This window comes from Mucilaginibacter polytrichastri (genome assembly GCF_001911425.1).
GTDB lineage: Bacteria > Bacteroidota > Bacteroidia > Sphingobacteriales > Sphingobacteriaceae > Mucilaginibacter > Mucilaginibacter polytrichastri.
On the sequence record NZ_MPPL01000001.1, the window covers coordinates 2731170 to 2745137 of the forward strand.

6 protein-coding genes are annotated in these 13968 nt (G+C 41.8%); 2 read left to right on the top strand and 4 right to left on the bottom strand.

What is annotated here, in order from left to right:
* Positions 1–27: 27 nt before the first annotated feature.
* From RG47T_RS11670 to RG47T_RS11685, 4 genes are all read right to left on the bottom strand, one after another.
* A complete protein-coding gene (locus tag RG47T_RS11670; protein WP_074489633.1) occupies positions 28–1497 on the bottom strand; it encodes a RagB/SusD family nutrient uptake outer membrane protein in 1470 nt (489 codons plus the stop codon).
* Between the two features lie 19 nt (positions 1498–1516).
* Positions 1517–4543 (bottom strand): SusC/RagA family TonB-linked outer membrane protein, encoded by a 3027-nt coding sequence (locus RG47T_RS11675; RefSeq protein ID WP_074489634.1) that lies wholly within the window; start codon positions 4541–4543, stop codon positions 1517–1519.
* Between the two features lie 245 nt (positions 4544–4788).
* A complete protein-coding gene (locus tag RG47T_RS11680; RefSeq protein WP_074489635.1) occupies positions 4789–7692 on the bottom strand; it encodes a triple tyrosine motif-containing protein in 2904 nt (967 codons plus the stop codon).
* 148 nt (positions 7693–7840) lie between these two features.
* On the bottom strand, positions 7841–8875 hold the full coding sequence (locus RG47T_RS11685) for a LacI family DNA-binding transcriptional regulator (RefSeq protein ID WP_074489636.1): 1035 nt from the start codon (positions 8873–8875) through the stop codon (positions 7841–7843).
* Positions 8876–9272: 397 nt separating this feature from the next.
* Between RG47T_RS11685 and RG47T_RS11690 the strand changes: the two genes are divergently transcribed.
* Together RG47T_RS11690 and RG47T_RS11695 are read left to right on the top strand one after the other, a co-directional pair.
* Complete coding sequence (locus RG47T_RS11690; RefSeq protein ID WP_074489637.1) at positions 9273–12518, top strand: SusC/RagA family TonB-linked outer membrane protein; 3246 nt, start codon at positions 9273–9275, stop codon at positions 12516–12518.
* 18 nt (positions 12519–12536) lie between these two features.
* A partial coding sequence (locus tag RG47T_RS11695; RefSeq protein WP_253187512.1) for a RagB/SusD family nutrient uptake outer membrane protein occupies positions 12537–13968 on the top strand: 1432 nt, incomplete at its 3' end.

The window sequence follows — 13968 nt, forward strand, 5'->3', positions numbered from 1 at the left end:
AGACTTCCGGCTCTATAAAAAACCTTATTAATAACCCGGGTTTTGGGTTAAAAGACCCTGGCTTAAATCAATCTCGTCCTGAGGGATCGGCCAAACTTCATTCTTGTTTGCTTTCCAGCCTTTAGGCCCGAAAACAGCAGTACCACGTCCCTGGCGAATAACATCGAAATAACGGTCAGACTCCATAGCCAACTCATATCTCCTTTCGTTCCAGATAGCAGTACGTAATGCCGTTTGATCTGTGGTAGTAACCTTTGGAAGAATTGCCGGATTGCCAGCTCTTGCACGCGCCCTTACTACCTCTAATGATGCTAATGCCTGTGCAGTGTTGCCCAGCTCGTTAGCAGCTTCGGCATTCATTAACAAAACATCAGCATAACGAATCACCCTTATATTTTGCGCCTCACCTTCGTTACTAATAAACGGCACGGTAAAAGGCACATACGATTTTTGGTTATACATAGGGTTAGGGTTACTGGTAAGTACAAGGTCTCCTTCGGGCGTAGTTTCGCCACGGTACAAAATAGTTGCATCCCTGCGTGGGTCACCTGCTTCAAAAGCGTTAGACAGGTCGCTGGTTGGCACATTGAAGCCCCAGCCACCGCCTGTTTGGCGTGCACCTTGCACTTGTGAAAACTGGCTGTTTGAAGCATCCGCAATAGAAGAGATACTTGCACACTGGATTTCAAAAACAGATTCGCTGCTGTTTTCATTAGCTATTCTGAACTCCTGCTCAAAATTTGGGAATAGTGAATAACCCAAAGCCATTACCTGGTTAGTGTATGCAAAAACATCAGTCCATTTTTTTTGGTACATAGCTACCTTAGCATGTAATGATAACGCTGCACCTTTGGTAGCACGGCCAATATCAGAACCACTATAAGTAGCAGGTAATATAGCAGCAGCATCGGTCAAATCCTGCTCAATAGCTGTGTACACCTGTGCAGCTGTGCTTCTTTGCACATTGTACTGATCGCTGCTGGTTGGTACATGTAAACGCAATACAACACCACCAAATGCACGTACTAACCTAAAGTAGCAATAAGCACGTACAAATTTAGCTTCTGCCAGGTAGCGTGATTTAAGTGTAGCATCCATGGTGATCTTAGGCACATTATCCAATACCTGGTTACTCAGGTTAATCTGGATATATAGTGCCGACCAAAAACCATCCAGCTGACCTTCGGTTGCGGTTACGGTGTAAGTATCGTACAGGTTCATGAAAGTGGCATCACCAACTGTACTGCCCTTTTCAGCATCGTCTGATGGTATGCTCTCTAAGGCAAGCGGAGAAAATGCAACCTGGCCGAATGAACGCAGGCCGCCATAAATAGAGTTAACTGCTGCAGTAGCATCAGCCTCTGTAGTGAAAAAGGTTGAACTTGTTGTTTGGCCCTGAACCGGCACTTCTAAAAAGCTTTTTTTACAGCTTTGCGCTGATATAAGCACCACAAGCAACGCTGCGGTTATCGTTTTACTGTAAGTGTTATTAAACATAACTCAAATATTTTTTATGTTAAAATGTAACGTTTACGCCAAGGTTGTAAGTTGCATACAGCGGGTATACGCCATTATCAATACCTGCGGTAGTTGGGTTAGCCGAGTTTGATGATACAGAACTGGCAGTTCTGCCAATCTCCGGATTGAACCCTTTGTAGCCGAATATGTTAACAGCATTTTGTGCGTTAGCATAAATTCTGAAACGTTGTACATGCAATTTGTTAATTACAGATGCCGGCAGGTTATAACCTAATTGCAGGTTACGTAACCGTACATAGCTTGCATTTTCTACATACCAGCTGTTTGGATAGTAGTTGCTGCCACCACCTATATTGGCAGATGGGTAAGTATTTGAAGTACCTTCGCCATGCCAGCGGTTATTGTAAAAATTTTCTGTATAATTTTCGGAACCATAGCGCAAACCTTTGTTTGCGTTGTAAACGCTTGCCTTAGCCTGCCCCTGGATATCTACCGTTAAATCAAAAGCCTTGTAGCTAAATGTGGTATTTAAACCAAACATAAATTTGGGGTTAGGGTTGCCCAGTACTACGCGGTCTTTACCGTCAATGGCACCATCACCGTTTACGTCTTTATAAATAAAGTCGCCCGGGCTGGCGTCTTTCTGTGCCGATGAAGCAACCTGTGCCGCATTTTGGAATATGCCTGTTACTTTATAACCATAAAATACCCCCATTGGTAAGCCAGCCTGAATGATGCTGGTAGTAGCACCACCTGTAGCACCATTACCTGCGTAAACAATATTATTGCCGGTTAATACACCAAGTACTTTATTATTGTTTATGCTGAAGTTACCGTTAATGCTGTATGAAAAATCTTTACCGGTATTGCCTTTCCAGCCTGCAGAAAATTCCCATCCCTGGTTTCTAAAAGTTCCCTGATTGGTAATAATAGCACCATTGGTAGTACCTAATGAAGCTAAAACAGGTACGTTAAAAATTGCCTTTTCGGTTTTACGGCTATAATAATCAACTTCAAAAGTCAGCCTGTTATCAAACAACCCTCCTTCAAGTCCAAAATCTGTACCTACACCCTTTTCCCAGTACAGGGTAGGGTTAGTAATGGTAGTAATATTAGCGCCAGAACCATATACGCCATTAGATTGTCCATAAACGCCGGTTAAATCGCCTGTACGTGAAACAGTACCGGTGTAAATATTGGCAGGAATTGAAGCATTTCCTATTTTACCCCAGCTGCCACGCAATTTTAAGTTATCAAATACGTGCTGGTTTTTCATAAAGTCCTCATTGCTGATTACCCAACCGGCACCCAATGATGGAAAATATCCCCAACGCTGATCGCTGCTGAATGCAGAAGAACCATCGGCACGCAATGAAGCGTTTAGTAAGTATTTACTCTTGAACGAGTAATTAGCCCGTGCAAAGTAAGAGCTGGAATTTGTAATGGCACCGTTATCAGTAACTGTTGCTGTTGATGACGTACCAGATGCTATATAATAATTGGCGGTTGCATTTGGCGCGTTTTGCACGGTTGAAGTTTGGTAGTAATTATAGTTGTGCTGTGCAGTTTGGCCTAATAAAAAGGTTAATTTATGATCCTTGTTAAAGGTTTGATCGTAAGTCAGCGTGTTTTCCCAGATCCAGTTGCGGGTTTGGGTTTTAGTTAAAGTTAAATCGCTTGTGGTATTGTATTGGAATTGCGTAGCCGCATATTGTGGTATGTAGGTACGTACCTCATTTTGTTCTACATCACCACCAAAGCTGGTGCGGAAAGTAAGGTGATCATTAAATTTTAACTCACCAAACATATTACCGTTAAAACGATAATCCTGTGTGCGCTGGTTAAAGTTATCCAATTGCGCCTGTGGGTTGGTTGGCGAGTTACCAATTGGGTAATTAGCCGGGTCGCCGTAGGTGCCATCTGCATTATATACAGGCACTACCGGTGCTGCCGCATAAGCTTTATAAATAATATCCGTAGGTACATCTTTAGAATTACTACCCTGGAATATCGTGTTGTAACCAATTTTTAAAAACTTGTAAGCCTGTAAATCTTGTTGCAAACGAACTGTTAAACGATCATAAGAATTCGTTTTTACCGTTCCGGCTTGATTAAGGTAACCTATAGAAAGATTGTATGATGATTTTTCTGTACTTCCGCTGATAGATACGTTATTGTTGTAGGTTATAGCATTTCGCAAAATTACTTTAAACCAATCTGTACCTTTACCCAGGCTAGCCGGATCTGTAAATGTATTTGTACCGTTTAATTCGTTAACTAATTGCGCATATTGCGATGCATCTGCCATTTTTACCAGGTTGGTTGCTTTTTGCACCCCCACATAGCCATTGTAATTAACAGTGGTTTTGCCTTTACCTTTTTTGGTAGTGATTAGCACTACGCCATTTGCAGCCCTGATACCGTAAATAGCTTCACTCGAAGCATCTTTTAAAATGCTCATGCTCTCAATATCACTTGAGTTTAAGAAATTGATATCATCAAACCATACGCCATCAACCACATATAATGGGCTTGTGCTGCCATATATAGTACCCAGGCCACGAATGGTAATTTGCGGAGATGCCCCCGGCGTACCCGAGTTGGTAATTTGTACACCGGCAACTTTACCCTGTAATGCACTTACCGGGTTAGGGTCTGGCTGTTTAGAAAGCTCCTCGCCTTTTACCTGTGCTACAGAGCCGGTAACATCCAGTTTTCTTTGTGTACCGTAACCAACAACTATTACTTGTTGCAGCTCGTTTATTTGTGTAGCCATTTTAACATCAATAACAGGTTTACCTGCAACAGCTATCTGTTGCTTGGCATAACCAATAAATGTAAATGTTAAAGTAGCGTTGCCCGGTACACTAATAGTATAGGCACCGTTAGCATCTGTTTGTGCTCCTGTTGTCGTTCCCTGAATGGCAACACTTACACCTGGCAAGGTTTCGCCAGTGGTTGCATCTGTTACTTTACCTTTTACTGTTACATTTTGTGCAAATGCCACAGTTGAAAAAAGTAAACACAGTAATACCAACCTTGAGATTGTAAAAATTCTCTTCATAAGTTTTATTAAGTGTATGTATTGGATTTAGGTAACAAACTTGTGAAGGAAAATTTGATTTCAACCAATTCTTGTATGCTACATTACTACATCACTTATTTAAACTTGCTCAAAGCAAAATTAAATTCATATTAAGTTTCTAAATATCAATACATTAAAGCCAATGTTAACTTAATGTAAATACTACACTATGGCTTTTGACTGAGCAAGATGGTTTGGCACCTATGAGAGGTAATGATGTAGTATTAAAGCTCTATTAAAAATTCTGAGAGGTTCTTATCATGTTCTATGGAGAGCTTTTTGCGCAATCTGTAGCGTCGAATCTCTACTCCCCTTAAAGAAATATTGAGTAAAGAAGCAATTTCCTTACTGCTCATATTCATCCTTAAGTAGGCACAAAGCTTCAGATCATTGGGTACCAGATCGGGATATTGGGTCTTAATTTTCTTAAAGAAATTTTCGTGAGCCTCGTTAAAACTGTTCTCAAAAAGATTCCAGTCGCGCTCGTCATTCATGCCTTCATCAATAACCTTTTGAATTTTCCGCATCTGCTCGGGCGATAATTTCCGGCCTTTATCATCTTTTAATTCTGCAATCTCTTCACTAATTTTTTGAAGCAATTCATTTTTATAAACAATGTTCATGGTAGAGTTAGACAACTCCCGGTTTTTACTTTCCAGGTCGGTCTGCAATTGCTCATTTTTAATCCGTATAATCTCCTGTTCCTTAAGCAGGGTTTCCTGTTTAATGGCTTCTTGCTTGTCCCTGATATAAATTTGCTGAATATGGTTTTGGTGCCGTCTTAACTTTTGCCGGTAGATATAGCGCACTATATAGTAAGCCGGTATCAGCAATAGCAAATAACATACGTAGGCAATCCCGGTGGCATACCATGGAGCCAGAATAGTAATTTTGGCCGAAGTGATTTCTGAAATATCGGTACCGTTAATTAAAGCCCTTACTTTAAATGTATAAGTACCCGCCCCCAGGTTGGTAAAATCTTTCTGACTTTCGCTGCTCCAAGCCGACCATTTAGCAGAATAGCCTTCTAAATAATATTGAAACCTAACGTTGGCCTGCTTATAAAACGGAATACTATAATTGATCCGGATACTGTTATCATTATATGGGATCTCTATATTCTTCAGCAGGTAGGCATTCTCTGTCAGCATTATTATGTTGCTGCTGATATTCTCTAACTGGCGGATTACCACTTTGGGCAGTTCTGTTTTTGATGGTGTCTCAGCATCCTCTGCATTAAATATCACAAACCCATTATCAATACTTATTAAATACAACAGGTCATTAATCCGGCTGATGTTTTCGTAATGCTGCACCATTTGCCCGTTAAGGATGCTAAAGCGGCTCGAGTCTATCTTTAATTTACCGGAAATAGAAAAATCTGTAAGAGCAACATGCCCGTGGTTAATAAACCAGTATTTTTTACCAAATGCGGGTATAATTTTGTTAGAGGTTGCAAATGATCCCAGCAATTTGTTTAGCCGGTCATATTTGTAAAATCGGTCGGCAATATTATCATAATAATAAAAACCCGAGTCTGACGAAAATACAATGCTTTTGTTGAGACTGAAGATATTTACATGATAACTGCTTGGCAACCCGTAACGGGTATCATAATATTTAACCGTTACAGCCTTTTTTAAATCGTCGCTCAGTTTAATCTTATAAACCCCTTTATAAGCATGGCTGATCCACAGATAACCTTCGCTGTCCTGTTCAACATAAGTTGATGGCTGGTTGTAGTTCTCTATCTTATGATCAAATACCCAATTATTGGCTGCATCCTTTTTGTAAATAGCCAAACCGGTGTAGGTGCCCTGTATTAAATAGTCTTTCCCCAGTTTCTTAATGGTCCAGCCGCCGCTTTCGCTTGAGATACGTTTTATGGTATTACCGCTAACTTCATAAGTGCCATTATTATGCCCGCAAAGCAAGCGGCCATCTATCAATGAAAGATCCCAAACCTGCCCTTGCGAGCCTGCTATCATTTTAAAATCAAATGTTTTAAAAGGGTTATTGGGTGCCGAGTTCCAATCGCTGTAAAAAAGGCCCTGATTGGTGCCCAGGTAAATCTTGTTATCAAATATAATGCTGGAATATACAGTACCGAATTTGCCGGTTTTATCCTCGTAAAAATACAAGGGGGAGTTTAGTTCAATACGGTCAATCCCGTTATCTAAACTGGCCCACAGGTTTTGGTCGCTATCGGTATACAAACCCAATACCGTATTATTTTGTAAACCGCTGAGCTTATTAATATGCTGTACAATTTTGCCGTTGCTATCAATAATAATTACACCATTTAATATAGTACCATAGGCATAGTATTTATTTTGAATAAGGCTGCCATTATTAAGCTGGTAGGTTTTCAGGAAATCGTTGGCATCACTTTTAAACGGCGTAGCTGTTACACCATTGTACATAAACAAACCGTCTTTAGCGGTACCTATTAAAAGGCTGTTTTGTTGATATGGTAATATAGAAAGCACGCCGCTTTTGCCTATGCTACTACTGTTGGGTAAATAAATAAGTTGATTTCCCTTCAACTCAAACAACCCGTAGCCAGACTGTTCTACAATAAACCTGTGATTTATTTTAAATAGAAACAGGTATGATTGGTGAGGAGCTTTTATAATTGTAATTTTACCATCAGCGTAAATATAAATAGCACCAAAGCCTTGAAAAATAACCCGGTTACCATCCACATATATTTTCCAGATCTCTTCTGTTGGGATAAGATTTTTAGGAAGCAGTTTAATGAGGGAATTATAGGTTAAAAAGCCTTTGGTATTGTTTTGCCAATAGCCAAATTCGCCAAAGCCCCCTACGTATACCCTGCCTTTGCCATCAGCAGAAACCGAGCGTACAATAAGCCGGTTGGGCATATGATAAAGCTGCCATGAGCGCCCGTCGTAAGAGAGCAGTCCCTCCGAGTTACCAAAATACATAATGCCATGCTCGTCTTTGGTTACAGACCAATTTTGGTTACCTGCCTGGTAGCTGCTTTTATAATAGTTTTGTACATATGCCGCCCCAACACTTTTTATCTTGATGTTGGCGGCTTTAAGAGATGCAGGTAAAATTATAAGCAGTACAAAGCTGTAAAACAAAAGTGCTTTATTAAGCATAGATCGGGGGTATCAGTAGTTAGTTATTACCAGCAAAATTAAAAACTATAAGTTATAACGGATAACATAGCGTAATAATATAGCATACAAACCTTAATAAGGCCAGTGCCAGTTAACTAATGGATTGATATTTAACCCTTACTTAATATTAGGATTGATGCTTCACGGTTGAAGCTCTTTTGATGAGTTCGGTATCAATAGTTTCGGTAATAAATTCGGTTACAGGCCTTTTGCTTTCTATTACCTTAATGAGCATCTCGGTTGCAATTTGGCCTATCTGAAACGCCGGTTGGCGCACCACCGTCAAAGGCGGGTCAAACAGCTCGGCCACGTCCGAATTTGTAAAGCCCGATATAGCAATATCTTTGGGCACCTTTAGTTTTAGCTTTTTCAATATGGCTAAACAACTGGTTGTTAACCTGTCGCTAGCAATAAAAATGGCGTCAGGGCGATCTTGTAAAGCAATCAATTCCTTAACAGCACATTCTACCTCATCCTGTATCATACCGCCGTGGTTGCAATGTTTAATCAGTTCGGGGCGATAAACGATGTTGTGCTTTTCCAGCGCATCTTTATAACCCTCCAACCTTTTTTGGCTAATAATAAGGTTTGCCGAATTGGTAAGATGCGCTATTTGGGTAAAGCCAGCCTCAATTAAATGCACCGTAGCTTCAAATGATCCTTTATAGTTATCAGCAGTTACCTTATGGGTATCAATATCTGCAGCCACCCTATCAAAAAACACAATAGGGAAACCTTTTTCATGCAGGTATTTATATTGGGTAAGATCTGTTGTTTCTGACGAGAGCGAAACCAGCAGCCCATCCACATGGCGCGACAGTAAGTGTTGTACGTTAGCTGTTTCGCGCGCGGCCGACTCATGCGTTTGGGTAATAATTACATGATAGCCCCTGTTATAAGCAATTGACTCGATACCATTTATGGCTTGCGAAAAATAAGTATTGGCTACCTCTGCAACTACTACACCCAACGAGTGGCTTTTTTGATCTTTCAGGCTTAGCGCAATAGGATTAGGCCGGTAGTTTATTTTTTCGGCATACTCTAAAACCAGTTTCTTGGTTTCGGTGCCAATTTCATAACTGCCGTTTAAAGCCCTTGATACTGTTGATGTTGACAGGCCAAGCGCTTTTGCAATATCCTTAATGGTATAAGATTGAAACATAATTTGAGGGCTAATGTAGTTCTAATTTACTAATATTTGAATTATAGCTCCAGGTTGTATATGCATAAAATCAGCAAACCTTCTAGCATCTTAAATCCTTAGGCTCAAAGAAATTATCAAAATAGCATGCTCCATTTTTTTATGCAATCGTTTCCGGGAACGATTGCATAGTTTTTATCTCCAATATCCTTTTTTTATTTAATGGTAGTAGTTAATCTTGTTTCTATAAAACCAATAACAGGCAAAAGAAAATAACTCCCAAGGAGTTTATTTGCCCCGAAACCAATTATAAAATACCAGCATCTGCACGCTTTGTAATGGCTATGCCAAATCAATTCGTAATGGACTGTTATGCAGCCTAGTAAAACCTAAATTAACCGCCAACTAAAACCAAATTATGACTAAAACTTTACTCCAGATTTGCTTTATGTTGTTGCTCTCGGCAACGGCATTGGCTCAAAACCGGCAAATAACCGGGCAAGTGCTTGATAAAGAAGGTAACGACCCAATTGTTGGTGCTACCGTTTTAATCAAAGGCACTTCGCAAGGGGGACAAACTGATGTGAACGGTAAATTTAAATTAAACGTACCATCAGAAGGTAACACGATACTTATTATCCGCTACGTTGGTTACAAAACACGCGAAATTACAGTTAGTGCTACCCAAACTAATATAAGTGTGCCGCTGTCGTCAGACTCACAACAACTTAACGAAGTTGTTGCCGTAGGATTTGCTACCGTTAAACGCCGCGACCTTACCGGTTCTGTATCGTCAGTAACAGCCAAACAATTAAAAGATATCCCGGTGGCTTCTGCCGGCCAGGCGCTTGCAGGCCGTTTAGCAGGCGTACAAATTACACAATCTGAAGGTTCGCCGGATGCTGATATCCGGATCCGCGTACGTGGCGGCGGTTCTATTACACAAGATAACTCCCCGCTTTATATTATTGATGGCGTACAGGTTGAAAACGGCCTCAACAGCATTTCGCCGCAGGATATCGAATCTATCGATGTTTTAAAAGATGCAGCCTCTACCGCTATCTATGGAGCCCGTGGTGCCAATGGTGTTGTTATTATTTCAACAAAAGGTGGCCATCAGCAACGTACCGTGGTTAACTACAATGGCTATTTTGGGGTTAGCCAGTTGGCTAACGAACTAAAGGTAATGAACCCTTATGATTTTGTGGTTTACCAGTACGAGCGTAACCGCTTTAGCCCAAGTGCCGATAGTACCCAGTTTATAAAAGATTATGGCCGTAGCTTTGATTCGCTTTCGCGCTTTAAAAGCGTCCCGTTTGTAGATTGGCAAAAGAAAGCGCTGGGCCGCAACGCCATACAACAGCAACATAACATAAGTATTACAGGCGGCTCGGCAACTACCCAGTTTAACGTAAGCTTTACCAACGACCAGCACGAGGGTACCGTACTTAACTCTAACTATACCCGTAACCTCATTAATTTCAGGTTCGATCATACCGCATCAGACCATCTTAAAATAGGCTTCAATGCCCGCTATAGCGCACAGATTGTTGACGGGGCAGGTACATCAAACGCAGGAAGCTCCTCTTACAACAACCTGCGTAACAGTGTAAAGTACAGGCCCTTCAACCTTCCCGGTGTACCGGATGACGGCATTGACCCTGCCTACCTCGATGAAACCAACCAGGCCGGCAATAACCTGGGGATACTTAACCCTATTGCCAATGCCAATGCGCAGTACCGCAAAAACTACCAAAACGTAACCAATTTTAACGGTTACTTAAATTATACCTTTAACAAGTACTTTGCTTTTAAAACAACCCTCGGTCTAGATTTTAATAACCAGAAACAAAATGCGTTTGATGATGTGATCACCTTTAACTCGCGCATTAACGGCAGCGGCCAGCCCCTGGCAGGTACGGTAACCAGCAATACCAATACGCTAGATCTATCTAATGTAATCACATTTAACAACGCTGCTGCAAACTCAAAGCATCATAGCATTAATGTAATTTTAGGAAACGAATTTTATAACCTGCACACCGAAAGCACTAACAACCAGTTTAAATTATTCCCGATTGGTATCGACCCGGTTACGGCTTTAAACCAGTTTAACCTGGGTACCATTGTGCCAACCTACCCGCTGCAAACCTATGCAACCAGCCACTTACTATCGTTCTTTGGCAGGGCTAATTACGATTTCGATAAAAAATATTATGCATCATTTACCTTACGTGCAGACGGTTCATCGAAATTTGCACCCGGCCGCCAATGGGGGTACTTCCCTTCGGGATCACTGGCATGGCGTATCTCAGACGAAAACTTTATGAAAGAGTTCAAGGCTCTGTCTGATCTGAAATTACGGTTAAGCTATGGTACATCTGGTAATAACCGCATCAATGATTACCTGTTCGAACCTGCTTTTAACGCTAATGCTTTATATGGCCTAAATGAAAGCACAACCAGCATAGGGTTTAGTCCGGCCTATCTCTTTAATCCTTTATTAAAATGGGAAACCACCGTATCAAAAAATATAGGTATCGACTTCGGCATTCTGAGTAACCGTATCCAGATCTCGTTAGATGCGTACAACAATACCACAAAAAACCTGCTGATCAATGTACCGGTGCCAACCAGTTCGGGCTATGCTACCCAGCTACAGAATGTGGGTAAAACAGCCAATAGGGGTATTGAGGCACAAGTTAACGCTACCATCATTCAAAAGAAAAGCTTTACTTGGTCGGCCAACTTTAACATTGCATACAACAACAACAAAATAATTGCACTGGCACCGGGCCAGGCATCGTACCTGCAAAACTCCGGATGGGGCGTATCGGGTCAGCCTGCAGACTTTATCGTAAAGGTAGGTTCGCCGGTGGGTAGTGTGTATGGTTACCAAAGCGATGGCTTTTATAAGGTATCAGACTTTAACTACAATGCTGCAACACAAACTTATACCCTTAAAACAGGCGTAGCCGATCCATCAAAAGTTATTGGTATTGCCCAGCCCGGCCTGGTAAAATACAAAGATTTAAATGGCGATGGTGTAATTACCGATGCCGATAAAACTGTATTGGGTACAACAAATCCTAAAATTACGGGCGGCTTAAACCAGTCGTTCGGCTTTATGCATTTCGACATGAGCGTGTTCCTGAACTTCCAGGCTGCCGCCAAAGTGCTTAACGCCAATGAAATTGAATTTACCAATGGCTATACCTCAAATACCAACTTGCTGGCACAGGCAACAGGCCGCTGGAAAACCATTGATGCAAACGGTAACCAGGTTCAAAAAGTGGTAAATGGCGTAGTTACAGGCATAGCGCCAGACCAGCTTGCTGCATTAAACGCTAATGCCAAATATGCTATACCGGTTACAGGTAGCGCAGCCTTCTACCCTACCTCATCGGCTGTAGAAAATGCGGCTTTTGTACGCATCAATAACGTAACCCTGGGCTACACTTTTACAGGTGCATTTTTAAAGAAAATACATGTAACCAAATTCCGGATCTATGCAACAGGCAACAACCTGGGTATTATTACCAGTTACTCTGGCTATGACCCTGATGTAAATACACGGCGCGGCACACCGGTTACACCGGGGGTAGACTATGCAGCATACCCACGCAGCCGCAGCTATCTATTTGGAGTTAACCTTACCTTATAATATTTGACTAAAAAGATCATGAAAAAGTTCACATATAATTTGCTGGCAACCTTATTGGTAATGTCACTTACTATGCTTACTTCTTGTAAAAAATACCTGGAAGAGCACCCGGTTGCTTCGTTCTCAACGGCTGCAGCTTTCAGCAATGTTAATACAGCCACAGCTGCCTTACTGGGCGTATATGCCAGGCTGGCGGGTGATGCCGGTTATGGTATCAGGCTGAGTATGTATTACACTGTTGATGCCGACGATTTTGTTGGCCCTCCAAGCAACACCGCACCAGATAACGATCGCCGCGATATTGCCCGTTATGTAGCTACATCAAACAATGCACAGCTGGAAGCCCCCTTTGAAAACCTTTACAGCGGCATTGAAAGAGCAAATATCTGTATCAAGTACATTCCGCTAATGGCGGCCTATACCAGTGGCAGCACTTCAGACCAAACTGCTTTAAAGCGTTTATATGGCGAGGCACTAACCCTGCGTGCCCAATTCTATTTCGAACTGATCAGGAACTGGGGCGATGTACCAGCTCCATACATTCCATCGGCAGATCAGCCTACCTTAAAAATAGCGAAGACAAGTCAGGATGCTATTTACGACCATATTCTAGCCGATCTGCTGCAAGCAGAAAGCCTGGTACCCTGGAGAACAGAAGTTTCTACACGTGACGAACGTATTACCAAAGGCGCAGTTAAGGGTCTGCGTGCCCGTATTGCATTATATGCTGGTGGCTATGCCTTAAAAGGAACCCAGGTTTCTCGCCGTACAGATTACCTGAAACTATATCAGATCTGCCATGATGAATGCGCCGATTTAATGGCCAACCGCAGTCAGCATAACCTCAACACCAGTTTCCAAACCCTATTTAAAAACTATGTTGATGCACGCACCCTCGACCCTACTTACGAAATTATGTTCGAGGTAGCTATGGCTGGTGGTTCTGGCGTAGCCGATAGTAAATTAGGATATTATGATGGCCCCAGAAGTGTAAACGGGAGCACCAGTTATGGCAACTCAAGCTTAACCGCAACGCCAACTTATTTCTATGCATTCGACCAAAATGATACCCGGCGCGATGTTACTATTTGCCCTTATTTTACCAATATTGATGGCACCAAAGCACTGCAAAAATTAACTATCATTACCAGTGGAAAATTCAGGAGAGACTGGATCACTAATCCTACTATTGCACCTACTTCAGCCGCTCAGTATTTTGGTATTAACTGGCCTATTTTGCGTTTTTCTGATATCCTGCTGATGTTTGCCGAAACAGAAAATGAAATTAGCGGAGGCCCAACATCAGCAGCTACAAGCGCGCTAAGGGAAGTAAGAGCCCGTGGCTTTGGCGGCAATACTGCATTGATTGGCACCACACCTGCCGATAAAGCAGGCTTCTTTACCGCTATTATGAACGAAAGGTTATTTGAATTTGGTGGCGAAGGTGTCC